The sequence below is a fragment of the Curtobacterium sp. SORGH_AS_0776 genome, assembly GCF_031453355.1.
In the GTDB taxonomy this organism is placed as follows: Bacteria; Actinomycetota; Actinomycetes; order Actinomycetales; family Microbacteriaceae; genus Curtobacterium.
Window position 1 is genome coordinate 2,274,656 of sequence record NZ_JAVIYU010000001.1, and the last position, 17,009, is coordinate 2,291,664.

The following is a 17,009-nucleotide window of genomic DNA, read 5'->3' on the forward strand; positions in this document are numbered from 1 at the left end:
TGCGTCCACCCGACCCGGGCGGACGCAGCGCTTCGTCACTCCGTGCTGACGTCGATCAGCACCTTGCCGACGGTGTCCTGCTCGACGGCGTCGTGCGCTGCCGCGGTGTCCTCCAGGGCGAACCGCACGAGCGGCAGGCCCGCGTCCTCGCCGACGGGGAGCACGCCGTCGCGCAGCGCCGCGGTGACGTCCTCGGCCGCTGCCGCGAGCGCCTCGTCGCCGATCGTGTACAGCAGCAGGAACTGGTAGCGGGCGTTGACGCTCATGTTCGGGCGGATCGGCAGGGTGGCCTCGTCGCCGCCGTTGTTCGCGTAGATCGACACGACGCCGTGGTTCGCCAGGACCTCGGCGACGAGCCCGGCGTTCTGCGGGATCGAGACCTCGACGACGATGTCGACACCGTCGGGGGCGATCTCGCGGATCCGCGCGGCGGCGTCCTCGTCGCGGTAGTTCACCGTGTGGTGCGCCCCGGCGGCGGTGGCGAGCGCGGCCTTCGCGTCCGAGCTGATGGTGGTGACCACGGTCGCGCCGGCCCAGCGTGCGAGCTGGATCGCCGCGTGTCCGACGGCTCCCGCACCGCCGGCGACGAGCACCGTCTTGCCGTCGAGGGCTCCCGGAGTGAGCCGGTCCGGACCGTGCTCGTGCGTCGTGAGGGCACGGTGCGCGGTCATCGCCGGGACCCCGAGCGAGGCGCCGACGTCGAAGCTCGTACCCTCCGGCAGCGGGACGGCACGGGCGGCGGGCACGACGGTGTACTCCTGGGCGGTGCCGGTCGGGCGACTCGCCGCCGCCATGTACAGCCAGACGTGGTCACCGACGGACAGTCCGTCGACACCCTCGCCGACCGCGTCCACGACTCCGGCGCCGTCCTGGTTCGGCGTGATCTCGGGGAACGGCAGGCCGTCGCCGTACGTGCCGCCGGCGCGGGCCTTCCAGTCGGTCGGGTTGACACCAGAGACGACGACACGGACACGCACCTCGCCGGGACCGGGATCCGGGAGCGGACGCTCCTCGAGGGTCAGGACGGACGAGTCACCGGGCTTCGAGTAGACGACTGATCGCATGTCCCCAGGCAACCACGGCGGTCGCGTGGGGATTCCGGGTGCGCTCAGCGAGGCCGGGTGTCGTACTGCTCGCGGGAGACCGCGACGTCGTCCATGTGTGAGGTCGCCCAGTCCTCGAGCGGCTTCAGCACCTCGCGCAGCGACCGGCCGCGATCGGTCAGCTCGTACTCGACGTGCGGCGGGATCTTGGGGAAGACCGTGCGGGTGACGAGTCCGTCGCGCTCGAGCGCCCGGAGCGTCTGCGTGAGCATCTTCTGCGAGACGCCCTGCACGCGGGTGGCGATCGCCGAGTAGCGTGCCGGACCGTCGGCGAGGGTGCCGATCGTCAGGACGCTCCACCGGTCGCCGATGCGGTCGAGCAGCTGTCGCGAGGGACACTCGGCGGCGTAGGGGCTGTACTCGAGTGCTGACACGACGACCTCCATTACGCACCGTGAGGTGCCTACTTACTCAAAGAGAGTAACGCTTGTACGGTGAGTGTCAACGTTCCACGAAAGGACTGCTCCATGACCAGCATCGTCGTCTTTGGTGGCACCGGCTACGCCGGCTCCGCCATCACCCGCGAGGCCCTCTCCCGCGGCATCGCCGTCACCGCCGTCGCCCGTGACACCTCGAAGCTCGAGCCGGCCGAGGGGCTCACCCTCGCGCAGGGTGACGCCTTCGACACCGACTTCGTCGCCGAGGTCACGAAGGGCGCCGACGTCATCGTCGTCGCACTCCACGCCGTGCAGGCCGACGGCAGTGAGCTCAAGGACAAGTTCCAGCCGTTCGTCGACGCCGCCGCTGCAGCCGGTGCGCGCCTCGGCATCGTCGGGGGTGCCGGTTCACTGCTCGTCGCCGAGGGAGGCCCGGCGCTGTACGACACGGCTGAGTTCCCCGACGCGTTCAAGGGCGAGGCGAAGAGCCACGGTCAGGTCCTCGAGGCTCTCCGCGCGTCGGACACCGAGGTCGACTGGTTCTACGTGAGCCCGGCCGCTGCCTTCGGTGGCTACAACCCCGGCGAGCGTCGTGGCACCTACCGCACCACCGACGACGTCCTGCTCACCGACGCCGACGGCAACTCGGACATCTCCGGCGAGGACTTCGCGATCGCGTTCGTCGACGAGATCGCTTCGCCGGCACACCACCAGGCGCGCTTCGGGGTCGCCTACTAGGCGGTTCGGTTCGCCTCCGCACAACCAAAGTCACCCGGAACCGCGCCTCCGCGCGGTTCCGGGTGACTTTGCTTGTGCGGCGCGCGCGGCGCCACGCGGCGGCGCCAGCGCGACCACGCGTCGGACGGGAGGCGCGGCGCCTGCCCGCACCGCGCCTCCCGTCCGACGCGTCAGCGGTGCCCGACGATCGACGGCACCGGCATGTGGTGCCGCATCCGCACCGCCAGGTGAAGCCCGCCGCGGCGGGCGAGCACGAGCCCGACGACGGCCGCGGCCGCGGCCGGCACGCCTCCGGCGACGACCATCCCGACGTGGGCCCCGAAGTGGTCGACCACCTGGCCCATGAGGGGGCCGCCGATCGCCTGCCCTCCGAGCAGCACGAGGACGTAGAGCGACATCACCCGGCCTCGGATCGCGACGTTCGAGGACAGCTGCACGAGCGAGTTCGACGCGGTCTGGAAGAGCAGCTGCGACATCCCGACGGCGACGAGCGCGACGGTGAACGGCGCGATGACCGGGATCGAGCCGGAGACCACGAGCAGGATCCCCGTCCAGAACACCCCGCCGACGATGGTGCGGAGCCGGACGGTGGCGCGTCGCGTCGAGAGCAGTGCGCCGGCCAGGGCGCCGATCGCGACCGCGGAGTTGAACACGCCGTAGCCACCAGCGCCGACGTCGTACACCTCGGACGCGAACGCCGACAGCAGCACCGGCATCGTCAGCGCGAAGACCGAGAAGAACGCCACGAGGATGACCGGCACGATGATGGTCGGCTTCCGGACGGCGTAGCGGAGGCCCTCGACGAGCTGCCCCTTCCCGCGTGGTGCCGGGGGTGTGCGGTGGAGCTCCGAGACCTTCAGGAACCCGAGCGTCACGACCACGGCGACGCAGGCGATCGCGTTGACGCCGAACGACCAGCCGGCGCCGACCGCGACGAGCAGCGCTCCGGAGAGGGCGGGGCCGATCATGCCGCCGAGCTGGAAGACCGACGAGTTCACGCTGATCGCGTTGCGCAGGTGCTCGTGGCCGACGATCTCGGTGACGAACACCTGGCGCGCGGGGTTGTCGATGACGGTGACCATGCCGACGACGAACGCGATCGCCCAGATGTGCCACGCCTGCACCACCCCGGACAGCGTCAGGACGGCGAGCAGGGCCGACAGTACGGCGAACGAGCCCTGCGTGATCATCATCAGGGCGCGCTTCGAGAACCGGTCGACGAGCACTCCGCCGAGGAGCCCGAACAGCAGCATCGGCGCGAACTGGCACGCGACCGTGATGCCGACCTGCGCGACCGACCCGGTGAGCTGCAGGACGAGCCAGTCCTGCGCGATGCGCTGCATCCAGCCGGCGGTCATCGCGACGAGGTTCGTGGCGGTGAAGAGCCGGAAGTTCGGCACCGACAGGGCGATGAGGGTGTGGCGCCACGGCGGTCTGGTGGCCTGGATCGGCAGCGGTTCGGTGGGCGGGGGGAGGGTCGTCGATGACGCACTCACGAGTGGGGGTCTCCGGAGGTCGAGGTGGAGCAGGCGGGACTGTACCCACTCGAAACTAACTGCGCGCGGCCCATTCGATACCCCTATGGTGGCTATCACTCCATTGCGAAGTCGAATGGGGTCGTCACGACGAAGGGTGTCCGGTGCTGGATCCGGTTCTGCTGCAGACGTTCCTCGCGGTCGCCGAGACCGGGAGCTTCACCCAGGCCGGCGCCCGGCTCGGCATCAGCCAGCCCACGGTGTCGCAGCACGTGCGGCGGCTCGAGACGGCCGTCTCCCGGACCCTCGTCGCGCGGGACACCCGGGGCGTGGCGCTCACCGACAACGGGGACGCGATGGCCGGGTTCGCGCGGACGATCCTCGCGGCGCACGCCACCGCCGACGCGTACTTCTCAGGAGCGGCAACCCGCGGGCGGCTCCGGTTCGGGGCGGCCGACGACCTCGCGATCACGCAGTTGCCCCGGATCCTGCGGGACTTCCGACGGCTGCACCCGCAGGTGAACCTCGAGCTGACGGTGAACCAGTCCTCACCGCTGCTCCGCCGGGTGCACGCGGGGCAGCTCGACCTCGTGTTCATCAAGCAGACCGCGGGGGAGTCCGCCGAGGGCACCCGTGTGGCGACCGACCAGATGGTCTGGATGGCGCAGGACGGCATCGCGCTGGAGCCGGGGGAGCCCGTGCCGCTCATCGCGTACCAGGCGCCGAGCATCAGTCGACAGATGGCGATCGACGCGCTCGAGTCCGCCGGTCGCACGTGGCGGATCACCTGCAACACGCGCGACGTGAACGGGGTGCTCGCGGCCGTCCGCGCGGGGATCGGGGTCGCGGTGTTCCCGCACTCGCTCATCCCGGCGGACCTCGTGAAGGTGTCGCAGCGGTTGGCGTTGCCGGACCTCCCGGCGGTCGACTACGTGCTCATCGCGAACCCGACGGTGCAGCGGGAACCGATCGACGCCCTCACGAACGCGATCCTGTCCCGCGGGGTGGTCCGCGCGGTGTGACGGGCGCGGCGCGCTACGGCGCGAGCGTCGGGACCGTCCCCGTCCCGGTGAGGTCCGGCAGGGTCACGCCGACGAGCGGCAGCACCGCCGAGGCCACGGCCCACAGCAGCACGAGCGTCCCGACCCCGCCGAGCACGGCACCGAGGAGCGCGAGCGGCCGCTGCCACGTCGCCTCGGGCCGCCGCAGCGTCACGATCGAGAGCAGGAGCGCGAGCACGCCGAGCACCAGCCCGACACCGTGCACCGTCGCGGGGGCGGTGAACCACCACGCGCCGAGTCCGAGGGTGGCGAGGCCGGCGAGGGCGCCGAGGACGCCCCCGGGAGTCGTCCCCACCCGCTGCGTCGTCCCGGCTGCCTGGAGGCGCGGCCCGCCCCCGCCACGCACCGTCGCGGCAGCCGGGGTGGTTGCGTCCACCGCCGGCGGCGCGTCGGTCGCGGTCCTCGCGGTCGGCTTCCTCGTGCGCGACGGCCGGGCGGGCCTCGGGGCCTTCGTGGCCTTCGTGCCCTTCGAGGGCTTCGTGCCCTTCGGCGTCCGTGGGCTCGTCGACCGACCGCGTCCCGTGTCCGAGCCGCGGGTCGGCAGGTCGATCAGGGGGAGCGCTTCGGTCGGCGGCAGTGCATCCGCCCGGGCAGCCGGTGTCGATCCCGGGCCCCCGGGTGCCGGCGGAGCGATGACGGCGTCGAAGGCCGGCGACGCAGCCGGAGCGGCGGTCGCCGGAGCCGCAGCGGACGGAGCGGCGGGGCGCTGGTGAGCGAACCGGGCGGGGGTGCGGTACCCGATCGGTCCCGACGGAGCCGGTTCCGACCCCTCGACGACGACGTGCTCGAGGCCCGGCACGGAGAACCGGGGCTGACCGACGACCGGGACGCTGGGGCCCGCCGGGACGGCCGGCGCGGCGGGAGCGGGTGCGGCCCCCGGCGTGACGGCCGCGGCACCGACGGCACCGACGGCGTCGATCGGCGAGACCGGTGCGGGGCCGACCGAGGCCGTGTCGACCGGGACCGTGTGCACCGCGGGCGAGGTCGGGGCCGGGGGCAGGAGGTGCTCCTCCGGCGGGAAGTCGGGCACCACGATGTCGTCGTCGACGAGTGCCGGTGTGGCGGGCGGTGCGGGGAGCGTGCTGCCGGGGCCGGCCGTCTCCGGAGCGGGGGCGGGTGCGACGGGGGCGGGGCGCGCCTCCAGGCCGTCTGCCGCGCCCTCGGGGGGAGCCGTGACCCAGTCGGGGACGGCGCGACGCGGCCGGTCCTCGTCCGGCATGCGATGCGATGCCACTGCGGTGCTCCCTCCGTAGGCTGATCCATCGTCAGTTCTAACGGCAACCCGTGCGGCTGGCGCAGCCCCAGTTCCGGGGTCGCCGGTACGGTCGGGGCATGACCGGAATCGAACACCGTCCACTCGGGCCGTCGGGGCTCGTCGTCTCCACCGTCGGCATCGGCTGCAACAACTTCGGCCGACCCGGCACGCTGACCGAGACGCAGGAGGGCACGGACGCCGTCGTCCACGCGGCCCTCGACGCCGGCGTCACCCTGTTCGACACGGCGGACGTCTACGGCGGCCGGCGAGGGTTGTCCGAGGAACTCCTCGGCAGGTCCATCGCGGGACGTCGCGACGAGGTCGTCCTCGCCACGAAGTTCGGCATGGACATGCAGGGGGTGAACGGGCCGGACTGGGGGGTGCGGGGCTCCCGGCGGTACGTGCGGCTGGCGGTCGAGTCGTCGCTCAAGCGCCTCGGGACGGACTGGATCGACCTCTACCAGATGCACGGCCCGGACGACGTGACCTCGATCGAGGAGACGCTGTCCGTGCTCGACGACCTCGTCCGCGAGGGCAAGATCCGCTACATCGGCCACTCGAACTTCGCGGGGTGGCAGATCGCCGAGGCCGAGCTCACCGCCTCCATCGCCGGCACCACGGCGTTCGTGTCCGCGCAGAACGAGTACAGCCCGCTCGCCCGGGGCGTCGAGGACGAGGTGCTGCCGGCCGTCCGTGCGTACGCGCTCGGGTTCCTGCCGTACTTCCCGCTCTACAACGGCCTGCTGACGGGCAAGTACACGAAGGCCGGCGGGCCCTCGGACGGGCGGCTCACCACGGCGAAGCCGCAGCTGCTGCAGGACGCGCCGTGGGAGATCCTCGAGGAGTTCCAGCGGTTCTGCGACGAGCGCGGCGTCACGATGCTGCAGGCGACCTTCGCGTGGTTGTTGGCACAGCCCGGGCTGTCGAGCGTCATCGCGGGAGCGACGAAGCCGGAGCAGATCCGGCAGAACGCCGAGGCCGGGACGGCGTGGGAGCCGTCCGAGGACGACCTCGCCGAGATGACGCTCGTCTTCGACGGCGCCTGAGCCGGCACCGCCGGCGCGCCGCGGGCGCCGAGTCTCGGCTCGGCGGACAGTTTCGTGGCCGATCGGCCGCGGAACTGTCCGCGGGGCCGAGTCTCGCCTCGCAGCTGCGGGCGGGTGGGCGGGCGGGCGGGTGCGGGACGGGAGGCGCGGTGCCGGACCGACCCGCGCCTCCCGTCCCGCAGGGGTCGCGACCTACATGTCGCGGTACCGCTCCGCGGACGCGAGCGCCTCGCGCAGCTCCGCCGCGGTCAGCCGCGGGCCGTACCCGGGGGTGTCGCGCTGGATGCGCCAGCCCTCGGCAAGGGGCCCGGCGTCCACGACGTCGAACCCGAACTGGTCGATGAGGTCCGACACGACCCGCTTGGCCTCGGCGTCGTCCCCGGCCACCACGAGCGCGCGACGGTCCGGGGTGCCCGCGGCGGAGGCGTGGCCGGTGAGGTCCGCGGCGCCGATGTGGTTGAACGCCTTCACGACCCGGGCGCCGGGCAGGTGGTCCTGCAGGAGCTCCGCGGTCGTGGTGGTCTCGGAGTCGAGCGCCTCGATGTGGCCGTCGCGCTGCGGGTAGTAGTTGTTCGTGTCGATCACGACCTTGCCCTCGAGGGGTCCGGCCGGGATGGTCTCGATCGCGGCGAGCGGGGTCGTGACGACGACGATCTCGCCAGCGGCGGCCGCCTCGTCGCGGGTCGCGGCCCGGGCACCCTCGCCGAGCTCCGTGACCAGGTCCGTGAGGGTCTCGGGGCCGCGGGAGTTCGCGATCACCACCTCGTGTCCGTTCCGCACCGCCAGCCGTGCGAGCTGGGATCCGATGTTGCCTGCGCCGATGATGCCGATTGTCGTCATGGTGTCCGAGCAACGCCCGACCCCGACCCGCCCATTCCCGGACGCGTCCCGCGCCCGCGCCGAGGGTGCATGATGGCGGCATGGACCACGAGTTCCGCGACGAAGCCGACCAGGACCGCTACGCGATGTACGTCGGCGGCGAACTCGTGAGCGTCCTCGACTACCGCGAAAACGGCGACGCGATCGCGTTCCCGCACACGTACACGGTGCCGAAGCACCGCGGGCACGGGTACGCCGCCGAACTCGTCGACTTCGCGGTCGCCGACGTCGAGGCGAACTCCACCCGGCGCATCGTCCCGATGTGCTGGTTCGTCGGCAAGTGGTTCGACGAACACCCCGAGAAGGCAGACCTGCTCAGCCGTGGCGCTGCGGACTGAGCCGAACCGGAAGGCCCCGCCCATGCCGACGATCACCCCGTTCCTCTGGTACGACGACCAGGCCGAGCAGGCGGCGGAGCACTACGTGTCGCTCTTCCCCGACAGCAGCATCGACAGCGTGAGCAAGACCCCGGACGGGCAGACCCTCGTCGTCGAGTTCACGCTCCTCGGCAAGCCCTACCGTGCGATGAACGGCGGTCCGGGGCACGAGCACACCGACGCGGTCTCGTTCCAGGTGGACGTCGACGACCAGGAGGAGCTCGACCGTATCTGGGACGCCCTGCTCGCCGACGGTGGCCGTCCGAGCCGGTGCGGGTGGCTCTTCGACCGCTGGGGTGTGGCGTGGCAGGTCACCCCGTCGATGATGGGCGACCTGATGACCGGCTCGGGCGACCCCGAGGCCAACGCCCGCGTCTTCGAGGCCATGATGCAGATGGTCAAGCTGGACATCCCCGCCCTGCGGGCCGCCGCGGCGGGTCACTGAGCCGGCGCGATCCGTACCCGCCGGTATGGTGGCGGGACCGAACACCGCCGGCAGGTCCCGGCGCAGACAGGCTGGAGTCCGTCCGATGAGCGAACCGAGGCCCGATGTCCGCAACAGCGACATCGGACGCGCGTACACGGAACTCGCCCGCATCACCCGCCGCGCGAGCATCCGGGCACGCGGCTCGGAGGCGATCCTCAGCGTCGTCGACCAGTCCCTCGTCGACTTCGTCGTCCAGCACGAGGGCTGCATGGCGATCGACATCGCCCGGTACCTGCGGCTGAACCGCTCCACGATCTCGCGGCAGCTGTCCGGGCTGCTGGCGGCCGGGCTCATCCGGACGGTCGACGGCGGGACCGGCAACGCCAAGCCCCTCGTGGCCACCGATGCCGGCCGTGCCGCACTCGAACGCTCCGTGCAGCTGCACCGCGACGCGCTCGACGAACGGCTCGCGAGCTGGTCGGACGACGACATCGCGCTCCTCGCCGGGCTCCTCGAACGGCTCGGCGCCGCGGACGAGGCGGGGCTGCCGATGCCCGGACGCACCACGCCGTGACGACCTCGTTCGTCCTGCTCTCGGACACCCACCTGCCGAAGCGGGCGAAGGACCTGCCCGCCGGGCTCTGGGCGGACATCGACGCCGCGGACCTCGTGGTGCACGCCGGTGACTGGGTGGACCTCGCGACGCTCGATGCCGTCCAGGCCCGGTCGGCGCGGTTCGAGGGGGTCCGCGGCAACAACGACGGCCCCGAGTTCGACGACCGCCTGCCGCTCGAGGCCCGCTTCGCCGTCGAGGACCTGCGGTTCGCCCTGGTGCACGAGACGGGTGCCGCGACGGGCCGTGAGCGTCGCATGACGGCCGCGTACCCGGACGTCGACGTGCTCGTCTTCGGCCACTCGCACATCCCGTGGGACACGGTCGCGCCGTCGGGGCTGCGGCTGCTCAACCCGGGTTCGCCGACCGACCGGCGCCGCCAGCCGGACCACACGTGGATGCGCGGTGCGGTCGACGGCCGCGACCTGTCGGTCGAGCTGGTGCGGCTGCCTCCCGCCACCCGCTGACGGACTGGAGGCGCGGGTCGGCCCCGCACCGCGCCTCCCGTCCGCGACGCCCCGCGTCCCTGGCCGCGCTGCCGCCCGCCCCGTCCGCGCGCCCCGCCCGACGCGCCCGCGCGCCCCGTCCGCGCGCCCCGCCCGACGCGCCCGCGCGCCCCGCCCGCCCGCCCGTCCGACCCGTCCGCGCGCGCCGCCCGCCCGCCCCCGCCCGCGAAAGCGACAGGGTGCCGTCGAATCGTGACGGCACCCTGTCGCTTCCGCGTCAGGGACCGCGGCGCTCAGCGGGACGGTGTCGTTCCGGCGGCACAGTCGGGGCCCGCCTCTGGGCCCGTCCCCGCGGTCGGCATCCGGAAGAACGCGAGCTCCCACGCGGTCGACGCGCGGAAGGCGCGCGTCATGGCGCCGCGCTCGGCCGGCGTCGCCGCTGCGGCGAGCCGCTCGACCCGGGCGGTCGCGTCCGCGGAGGCCTCGGCGAACCCCGGGTCGCCGTACGCGCCGATCCAGTCCGCGAACGGGTGGTCCGACCCGACCGTGCCGATCTGCGTCCCGACCCACGCGTACACGCGGAAGCACGGCAGCACCGCCGCGGCGAGGACCGCGACGGACCCGGAGTCGGCAGCGGCCTGCAAGTGGGCGAGGTAGCCGGCACAGACGGGGTGGACGGGGTCCTCGGCGTGCGTGCCGGCGAGGCGTCGGTGGTGCAGGTCGCGGGCCTCGTCGGCGCAGCCCTGGGCGGATGCCTGCCAGAACGCGGCCTCGGCCCCGGTCGTCCACGAGCCGAGCAGCGCGAGGTGCCGCTCGTACGCGCGGAGGTAGTGGACGTCCTGCGCCAGGTACGCGGCGAACACCTCGGGGTCGAGCGTCCCGGCGCGCATCCCGGCGAGGAAGTCGCACGCGATCGTCTCGTGCAGGACCTCGGCGACGTCGTCCCACCAGCGGTCGGTCCACCTCGGCTCCGGCCGCTCCGTACGCACGAGCGCGCCGTGGTCGACCGGACCGTTCCCGGTGCCGACGTGCAGGGCGTCGGCGCCGCGGAGGGCCGCGGTCAGCCAGCGCTTCGCCGTGCCGACGGCCAGTTCCCAGTCGCCGTCGCGGGCCGCGAGCGTCGCGATCGCACTCGACAGCGAGCACCCGGTGCCGTGCGTGTTCGTGGTCCGGACGCGTGGCGCGCTGAACGTCCGGAGCACCCCGGCGGGCCCGACGAGCACGTCGTCCGAGGTGTCGCCGTCGTCGTGGCCGCCCTTCGCGAGCACGAGCACGTCCCAGGTGCGGGCGATGGCGAGCGCCCGGTCCTCCGCGCTGTCCGGGGCCCGTCCGTGCAGGGTGGCCAGCTCGGCGAGCACCGCGAGTTCCGCCCGGTTCGGCGTCACGAGGTCGGCGAGCCCGAGCAGCGTCGTCATCGCCCGTGAGGCGTCCTCGTCGAGCAACCGGTCCCCGCTCGTCGCGACCATCACGGGGTCGACCACCACGACGGGCGGGCGGTGCTCGAGGAGCCACTCGGTCACGACCCGCACGACCCCGGCGGTGCCGAGCATCCCGACCTTCACGGCGTCGACCACGACGTCGTCCGACACCGCGTCGAGCTGCTCGCGCAGGAACGCGACGTCCGGCACGTGCACCGAACGCACCCCGTGCGTGTTCTGCGCGACGAGCGCGGTCACGACGCCCATGCCGTAGCCGTCGTGCGCCGCGATGGCCTTGAGGTCCGCCTGCATCCCCGCCCCACCCGTCGGGTCGGTCCCGGCGATGCTCAGGACGCGCGGGACGCTCATGCGTCCGCCCCGTGGTGCGTCACGTCGGACGGGAGGAACGGATCGTCACCACCCGACGGCCGCCCCTCCGCCCCGTGGTCGGGTCCAGGGCCCCACGCGGACACGAACGCCGCCGCGGCGGACCCCGGGTCGGCTGCGGCACAGATGCCCGACACGACCGCCACGCCCGCGGCACCGGCTGCCCGGAGCGGCAGGACGTCGTCGAGCGTCACCCCAGCCGATCGCCACGCACGGCACGTCCGTCGCGCGTGCGAGCCGGCCGAACCCGTCGTGGCCCAGGGCCGGCGGGTGGTCCGCCTTCGTCGCGGTCGGGTGCACTACGCCGACCCCGAGCAGGTCGACCGTGCCGCGGGGGAGTGCGGCGACGGCAGCGAGGTGCTCCGGGGTGTTCGCGGTCAGTCCGACGTGCGCGTCCGCTCCGAGCAGGGCGCGAGCGGCGGTGACGGGGACGTCGGACTGGCCGAGGTGCACGCCCGCGACCCGGTGCCCGGCGTGCCGCGCGGCCAGGGCGACGTCCAACCGGTCGTCGACCACCACGGTCGCGCGGTCGCCCACGGCGTCGGCCACCGCGGCGGTCAGCGCCAACAGGTCACGGGCCGAGGCGTCCTTGTCGCGCACCTGCACGATCCGCACCCCGCCGTGCACCGCGGCACGGACGACCCCGAGCACGCCGATGCCGTGCCGGTCCGACAGCGCCGGGTCGGTCACGAGGTACACGCCGAACCCACCGGCGCTCACGCGGCCACCGCCGGGGACTCCACGGTGATGCGCGCCGTGCGCACGACGTCGTCCGGCGAGAGCGACGCCAGGCGGTCGAGGAACAGCGGCTGGAACGTGCCCGGTCCGCCGGCCTCGCGCGCCGCGAGCTCGGCCGCGATCGTGTGCACCGCGGTCGCGGCGACGGCGGCCGCGCCCGGGTCCTCGGGGGAGACAGCGGTGAACGCGGCGACGACGGCACCGAGCGCGCAGCCGCCGCCGGTGATCCGCGTGAGCAGCTCCGTGCCGTTCGCGACCCGCACCGTACCGATGCTCGGCGCGACCAGCAGGTCGACCGGACCCGATACGGCCACCGCGGCCAGGCGCCTGGCGGCCACCGCGTCGACCGCAGCGGGTCGCGCGTCGTCGGTGCCGACCGTGCTGTCGACGCCACGACCACCGGCCGAGGCGCCGAGCACCGCGAGCACCTCGGAGGCGTTGCCCCGCAGCACCGTCGGACCGAGCGCCATCAGGTCCCGGGCGAGGGCCGTCCGCACCGGCAGGGAGCCGACGGCGACCGGGTCGAGCACCCAGGGCGTGCCGGCGTCGACCGCTGCCAACGCCGCTTCGAGCGACGCGGCCCGGGGTTCGGCGTGCGGCGTGCCGGTGTTCACCAGCAGGGCGTCGGCGACCCGGGCGAACGGCCCGGCCTCGGTCACGACGTCGACCATCGCGGCCGAGGCGCCGAGCGCGAGCAGCACGTTCGCGGTGACGTTCTGCACCACGGTGTTCGTGATGCAGTGCACCAGGGGACTCCGGGCGCGGACGGCCTCGAGGAGTTCGGCGGTCCGACGGGCCCAGTCGGGGGCGGGCGCAGCAGTGTGCATGGACGATCCCTTCGCGAGTACGAGCTCGAGCAGGTTCGACGGGTGTGATCTCAGCCGCTGGTTGCGGCACCCCGTGTCTCGACCGACACCGTACACGAGCGGCTCCGACGTCTCCGGTCACATGACGGGTCCCCGTGTGACAGGGTTGACGGGTGCCAGACACCACGCCTCCCGGGCCGCCTCCCGGCCCCCGCGACCCCGGCGACGCCTGGGCGGTCGGCCCCGACGGCACCAAGGCCTGGGGGCGGTTCGGCGCGGCCGGACTCCTCGTCGACGACGGCTCCGGGCGCGTGCTCCTGCAGCACCGCGTCGAGTGGAGCCACCACGGCGGCACCTGGGGGATCCCGGGCGGGGCCCGCCACCTGGGCGAGGACGCCGTGACCGGGGCGCTCCGCGAGTCGGCGGAGGAAGCCGGCGTGCCCGAGGACGGCGTGGACCTCCGGCACACCGCCGTGCTGGACCTCGGGTTCTGGACGTACACGACGGTGGTGGGGCGCGCCTCCAGGGCCTTCGAACCGGTGATCGCGGACCGCGAGAGCCTCGAACTGGCCTGGGTGCCCGTCGGTGACGTCGAGGACCTGCCCCTGCACCCCGGGTTCGGGGCGTCGTGGCCGGCGCTGCGGGCACGGATCGAGACGACACCGCACGTCGTGGTGGACGCGGCGAACGTGGTCGGCAGTGTGCCGGACGGGTGGTGGAAGGACCGCGCGGAGGCTGCGTCGCGGCTGCTCGGGTCGGTGGGGGCGCTCGCCGGGGCGGGTGTGTCGGCCGAGGTGCTCGCGCTGCCGTTCGACCGGTGGTGGCCGCGGTGGACCGTGGTGCTCGAGGGTGCGGCGCGGGACGCCGTGGGCGCGGACGAGCCGGTGTCCGTCGTGCGCGCGCCGGGGTCGGGTGACGAGGCGATCGTCGAGGCTGCCCGGGCCGCGGTGGACGCCGGGCACACGCCGGTCGTCGTGGTGACCGCCGACCGCGAGCTCCGGGCCCGCGTCGAGGATCTCGGCGCCGCGGTGCACGGGCCGGCCTGGCTGCGCGACCAGTTCTGACCGCGCGGTTCCGGCTACGCGGGGATGTGCTTCCGCGACGACACCAGGATCGCCACCCACGACAGCACCCCGAGCCCGACGACCACCCACAGGATCGTCGGCACGGCCACGACGTTCGCCACCGCGGCGATGACCGCCGGCGCCAGGAACCCGGCGTACGCCGCCGCGTAGAACACCCCGGTGAGCCCGGCCAGGTCGCGTGCCCCCGCGATCCGCTGGACCTCGAGCAGGCTCGACACGAGCGCCAGCCCGATGCCGAGGCCGATCACGACGTTCGCCACGAGCCCGATCGCCACGGACTGCAGCTGGACCGCCACGACCACCACGGCGATGCCCGCGGTCATGAGCGCCACGGCCGTCAGCAGCCCGCGTGCCGACAGGAGCGAGGTGACCCGCCCGGCGAGGGGCTGCACGGCACTCGACACCCCGAGGGCGACGACGGTGGCGGCGGTGGCGAACACGAGCCCCCACGTGCCGGTCGCCCCGGCGAGCTTGGTCGGCAGGTACCCGTACCCGATCGCTGCGGACCCGAAGATCCACGGCGCGGCGACGAGCACGACCCGGGTGAACCGGCGGTGCCCGGCGCTCGGTACGGCGAGCTGCTTCCACCAGGGCCCGGGCAGCCCGCCGGAGCGGCTCGTCTCCGGCGTTCGCCAGACGATCACGGCGAAGGGGACGGCGACGCAGATGTGCACGAGGAAGGGCAGGACCTCGGGGATCGGCCCCCACTGGGCGATGAGCCCGGCGACGAGGGCACCCGACGCCGACCCGAGGGTGAACGCCAGTGACGCCCGGCGTGCACCGGAACCGGCGTCGGCCGACGGGTCGAAGCGTCCCTGCGAGAGCTCCTTCACCCAGCTGTTGCCGACCGCCATCGCGATCCCGACGGTGACCCCGGAGAACAGGCGTCCGGCCATGAGGAACCCCGCGCCGAGCGGGCCGAACGCCAGCAGCCCGCTGCCGACGACGGCGGAGACGATCCCGGCGAGCATGAGCGGACGGCGGCCGTGCCGGTCGGACAGGGACCCGGCGACGAGGAGCGCCGGCGCGAGCCCGAGCACGTACACGCCGAGGAAGACGTTCACGAGCAGCGACGAGTAGTGCGCGCGCTCCTCGTACATGAGCAGCAGGGGCGAGAACTGGTTGCCGCCCCACGAGCACACGAACACCGCGCCCCAGACGGCGACCCACGGCAGGACGCGGGCGTTCGGGACCGCGAGCGAGCCGGTGGTCGGGACGCTGCCGGTGGTGGCGCTCACAGGGCGCCCCGGTGCGACGCGACGTGGGCGCGGAGGACCTCGGCGTAGCGGAGAGCGTCGCCGGCCTCGAGCGCGGCGGCCAGTGCCCGGTGGTCCTCGAGGGACGCCTGCAACTGGGACGGCTGGAGCCGCATCAGGTGGTGCCGCAGCCGCTGCTGCCGGTCGCGCAGGGTCCGGGCGAACATGACGGCGATCGCGTTCCGCGACGCGCCGATGACGGCACCGTGGAACTCCGCGTCGACCTCGATGAACCGGTCGACGTCGCCGGTCGCGACCGCCTGCTCCTGTTCCGCGAGCATCGCCTGGAGGAACGGTGTGACGTCCGCCACGCGGCCGTCGGTGACGACGCGGGCCGCCGCGGTCGACTCGATCGCCTCCCGCATCTCGAGCACGTCGGCCGCCTCGCTCGGGGACATCGGCCGGACGACGGCGCCCTTCCGGGACTCGAGGGTGAGCAGGTCCTCGGCGGCGAGACGCAGGAACGCCTCGTGCACGGGCGTCCGCGACACGCCGATCTCCTGGCAGAGCGCGTTCTCGCTGATCGCCGTGCCGCCGGGCAGGTCGCCGCGGATGATCGCGCGCTTCACGTGGTCGTAGGCCCGGTCGGACGCTGCCTGGGCGGTGGTGTTCGGGCTCGGGGTGCTCACGGTCGACGATCCTACCCCTTGCATGCAACGGTGCATGCGGTCGTGTCACGCGCTGTTCACACGTGGACCGCGACACCGGGGCGCACGGGCGGATACGCTGGGCCACCACGTCAACGGAGACGTACAACAGGAGGTTCCGATGGAGCGGATCACCAGGGCCGACGATCGCGTGCACCGCCCGGCAGGGCCGTGGACGCCGACCGTGCACCGGCTGCTCGCCCACCTGCACGAACAGGGGTTCGTCGCAGCACCGGAACCGATCGAGCTCGGGCACACGCTCGAGACCGTCTCGTTCGTCCCCGGCGAAGCGGGGGAGTACCCGTGGACGGCCGACGTCGCGAGCGAGGCCGCCCTCGTCACGACCGCCCGGCTGCTGCGGCACTACCACGACGCCGCCGCCACCTTCACGCGCGACGACGACCGCGACGTCTGGTCCCAGGCGGAGCGGTACCCCGCCGAGACGATCGTGCACGGCGACTTCGCACCGTACAACTGCGTCTACGACGGCATCGCCGCGGTCGGGCTCATCGACTTCGACACCGCGCACCCCGGGCCGCGGGTCTGGGACGTGGCCAGTGCCGTGTACCGGTTCGCACCGTTCACCACCGGCGTCGTCGAGGGGTCGACCGCGCCGTCGCTCGACGAACGGCTCGACCGCGCCGCCGAGTTCTGCCGCGCCTACGAGCTGGACGCCCGGTCGCGCGAGGTCCTCGCCGAGACGATCCTCGGCTCCCTCGTCGCGTTGGTCACGACCATGGAGACCGAGGCGGCGGCCGGGAACCCGAAGTTCGTCAGCGACCTGCAGCACGGGCACGCCGACCTCTACCGGGCCGACGTGGCGTACATCGAGCAGCACGCCGACGAGATCACCGCAGCCGTCGCCTGACCGCGAC

At 73.6% G+C, this 17,009-nt stretch carries 19 protein-coding genes and 1 riboswitch; of the genes, 9 read left to right on the forward strand and 10 right to left on the reverse strand.

Translation table 11 applies throughout. From position 1 onward, the window contains the following. Positions 1–35 precede the first annotated feature (35 nt). Together QE359_RS11315 and QE359_RS11320 are read right to left on the reverse strand one after the other, a co-directional pair. On the reverse strand, positions 36–1,064 hold the full coding sequence (locus QE359_RS11315) for an NADPH:quinone reductase (RefSeq protein ID WP_309779239.1): 1,029 nt from the start codon (positions 1,062–1,064) through the stop codon (positions 36–38). Positions 1,065–1,108: 44 nt separating this feature from the next. Beyond that, the gene (locus QE359_RS11320) at positions 1,109–1,477 is read right to left on the reverse strand and encodes a helix-turn-helix domain-containing protein (protein WP_309779240.1); all 369 of its coding nucleotides are present in this window, start codon (positions 1,475–1,477) and stop codon (positions 1,109–1,111) included. A 93-nt stretch (positions 1,478–1,570) separates the two neighbouring features. Here QE359_RS11320 and QE359_RS11325 point away from each other — a divergent pair, with 93 nt between their 5' ends. After that, positions 1,571–2,218 (forward strand): NAD(P)H-binding protein, encoded by a 648-nt coding sequence (locus tag QE359_RS11325; RefSeq protein ID WP_309779241.1) that lies wholly within the window; start codon positions 1,571–1,573, stop codon positions 2,216–2,218. 170 nt (positions 2,219–2,388) lie between these two features. Here QE359_RS11325 and QE359_RS11330 read toward each other — a convergent pair whose 3' ends face one another. After that, complete coding sequence (locus QE359_RS11330) at positions 2,389–3,714, reverse strand: MFS transporter (protein WP_083403507.1); 1,326 nt, start codon at positions 3,712–3,714, stop codon at positions 2,389–2,391. 143 nt (positions 3,715–3,857) lie between these two features. On the opposite strand from QE359_RS11330, the gene QE359_RS11335 reads away from it, so the two are divergent. Beyond that, positions 3,858–4,715: a LysR substrate-binding domain-containing protein gene (locus QE359_RS11335; protein WP_070418614.1), complete on the forward strand. Its 858-nt coding sequence runs from the start codon at positions 3,858–3,860 to the stop codon at positions 4,713–4,715. 13 nt (positions 4,716–4,728) lie between these two features. Here the strand turns inward: QE359_RS11335 and QE359_RS11340 are convergent, their stop codons facing one another. After that, on the reverse strand, positions 4,729–5,988 hold the full coding sequence (locus tag QE359_RS11340) for a hypothetical protein (protein ID WP_309779242.1): 1,260 nt from the start codon (positions 5,986–5,988) through the stop codon (positions 4,729–4,731). Between the two features lie 98 nt (positions 5,989–6,086). Here QE359_RS11340 and QE359_RS11345 point away from each other — a divergent pair, with 98 nt between their 5' ends. Continuing rightward, positions 6,087–7,055 (forward strand): aldo/keto reductase, encoded by a 969-nt coding sequence (locus QE359_RS11345; protein WP_309779243.1) that lies wholly within the window; start codon positions 6,087–6,089, stop codon positions 7,053–7,055. 192 nt (positions 7,056–7,247) lie between these two features. Here the strand turns inward: QE359_RS11345 and QE359_RS11350 are convergent, their stop codons facing one another. Further along, positions 7,248–7,895, reverse strand: a complete 648-nt coding sequence (locus tag QE359_RS11350) for an NAD(P)-binding domain-containing protein (RefSeq protein WP_309779245.1) — start codon at positions 7,893–7,895, stop codon at positions 7,248–7,250. Positions 7,896–7,975: 80 nt separating this feature from the next. Here QE359_RS11350 and QE359_RS11355 point away from each other — a divergent pair, with 80 nt between their 5' ends. From QE359_RS11355 to QE359_RS11370, 4 genes are all read left to right on the forward strand, one after another. Next, positions 7,976–8,272: a GNAT family N-acetyltransferase gene (locus QE359_RS11355; RefSeq protein WP_070418618.1), complete on the forward strand. Its 297-nt coding sequence runs from the start codon at positions 7,976–7,978 to the stop codon at positions 8,270–8,272. Positions 8,273–8,294: 22 nt separating this feature from the next. Beyond that, complete coding sequence (locus QE359_RS11360) at positions 8,295–8,756, forward strand: VOC family protein (RefSeq protein ID WP_070418619.1); 462 nt, start codon at positions 8,295–8,297, stop codon at positions 8,754–8,756. A gap of 85 nt (positions 8,757–8,841) precedes the next feature. Then, positions 8,842–9,312, forward strand: coding sequence for a MarR family winged helix-turn-helix transcriptional regulator (locus QE359_RS11365; protein ID WP_070418620.1), 471 nt, complete (start codon positions 8,842–8,844; stop codon positions 9,310–9,312). After that, entirely contained in the window at positions 9,309–9,818 is a 510-nt protein-coding gene (locus QE359_RS11370; RefSeq protein WP_309779246.1) for a YfcE family phosphodiesterase, read from the forward strand. Before QE359_RS11365 ends, QE359_RS11370 begins: the two co-directional genes overlap by 4 nt. Positions 9,819–10,090: 272 nt before the next feature. Here QE359_RS11370 and thiD read toward each other — a convergent pair whose 3' ends face one another. The 3 genes from thiD to thiM form a co-directional block, all read right to left on the reverse strand. Continuing rightward, positions 10,091–11,584: a bifunctional hydroxymethylpyrimidine kinase/phosphomethylpyrimidine kinase gene (gene thiD, locus QE359_RS11375; protein ID WP_309779247.1), complete on the reverse strand. Its 1,494-nt coding sequence runs from the start codon at positions 11,582–11,584 to the stop codon at positions 10,091–10,093. 45 nt (positions 11,585–11,629) lie between these two features. Beyond that, complete coding sequence (locus QE359_RS11380) at positions 11,630–12,322, reverse strand: thiamine phosphate synthase (protein ID WP_309779248.1); 693 nt, start codon at positions 12,320–12,322, stop codon at positions 11,630–11,632. Continuing rightward, positions 12,319–13,167 carry a hydroxyethylthiazole kinase gene (gene thiM / locus QE359_RS11385; RefSeq protein WP_309779249.1) on the reverse strand — a complete coding sequence of 283 codons (849 nt, stop codon included), beginning with the start codon at positions 13,165–13,167 and terminating at the stop codon, positions 12,319–12,321. Before thiM ends, QE359_RS11380 begins: the two co-directional genes overlap by 4 nt. Beyond that, a riboswitch (TPP riboswitch) is annotated at positions 13,156–13,251 on the reverse strand. (Overlaps the previous gene by 12 nt.) Positions 13,252–13,319: 68 nt before the next feature. Here thiM and QE359_RS11390 point away from each other — a divergent pair. Further along, positions 13,320–14,210 carry an NUDIX domain-containing protein gene (locus tag QE359_RS11390; protein ID WP_309779250.1) on the forward strand — a complete coding sequence of 297 codons (891 nt, stop codon included), beginning with the start codon at positions 13,320–13,322 and terminating at the stop codon, positions 14,208–14,210. Between the two features lie 14 nt (positions 14,211–14,224). Here the strand turns inward: QE359_RS11390 and QE359_RS11395 are convergent, their stop codons facing one another. Both QE359_RS11395 and QE359_RS11400 read right to left on the reverse strand, forming a co-directional pair. Continuing rightward, positions 14,225–15,469, reverse strand: coding sequence for an MFS transporter (locus tag QE359_RS11395; RefSeq protein WP_309779251.1), 1,245 nt, complete (start codon positions 15,467–15,469; stop codon positions 14,225–14,227). Then, positions 15,466–16,116, reverse strand: a complete 651-nt coding sequence (locus QE359_RS11400) for a GntR family transcriptional regulator (protein ID WP_309779252.1) — start codon at positions 16,114–16,116, stop codon at positions 15,466–15,468. The genes QE359_RS11395 and QE359_RS11400 overlap by 4 nt, the downstream gene beginning before the upstream one ends. Before the next feature lie 139 nt (positions 16,117–16,255). Here QE359_RS11400 and QE359_RS11405 point away from each other — a divergent pair, with 139 nt between their 5' ends. Further along, positions 16,256–17,002 carry a phosphotransferase enzyme family protein gene (locus QE359_RS11405; RefSeq protein WP_070418627.1) on the forward strand — a complete coding sequence of 249 codons (747 nt, stop codon included), beginning with the start codon at positions 16,256–16,258 and terminating at the stop codon, positions 17,000–17,002. Positions 17,003–17,009: the final 7 nt, after the last annotated feature.

Bases quoted from the DNA above. Each gene is read 5' to 3' on its own strand.
- QE359_RS11315 (WP_309779239.1), bottom strand. From the start codon at position 1,064: ATGCGATCAGTCGTCTACTCGAAGCCCGGTGACTCGTCCGTCCTGACC.
- QE359_RS11325 (WP_309779241.1), top strand. From the start codon at position 1,571: ATGACCAGCATCGTCGTCTTTGGTGGCACCGGCTACGCCGGCTCCGCC.
- QE359_RS11345 (WP_309779243.1), top strand. From the start codon at position 6,087: ATGACCGGAATCGAACACCGTCCACTCGGGCCGTCGGGGCTCGTCGTC.
- QE359_RS11350 (WP_309779245.1), bottom strand. From the start codon at position 7,895: ATGACGACAATCGGCATCATCGGCGCAGGCAACATCGGATCCCAGCTC.
- QE359_RS11355 (WP_070418618.1), top strand. From the start codon at position 7,976: ATGGACCACGAGTTCCGCGACGAAGCCGACCAGGACCGCTACGCGATG.
- QE359_RS11360 (WP_070418619.1), top strand. From the start codon at position 8,295: ATGCCGACGATCACCCCGTTCCTCTGGTACGACGACCAGGCCGAGCAG.
- QE359_RS11365 (WP_070418620.1), top strand. From the start codon at position 8,842: ATGAGCGAACCGAGGCCCGATGTCCGCAACAGCGACATCGGACGCGCG.
- thiD (WP_309779247.1), bottom strand. From the start codon at position 11,584: ATGAGCGTCCCGCGCGTCCTGAGCATCGCCGGGACCGACCCGACGGGT.
- thiM (WP_309779249.1), bottom strand. From the start codon at position 13,167: ATGCACACTGCTGCGCCCGCCCCCGACTGGGCCCGTCGGACCGCCGAA.
- QE359_RS11405 (WP_070418627.1), top strand. From the start codon at position 16,256: ATGGAGCGGATCACCAGGGCCGACGATCGCGTGCACCGCCCGGCAGGG.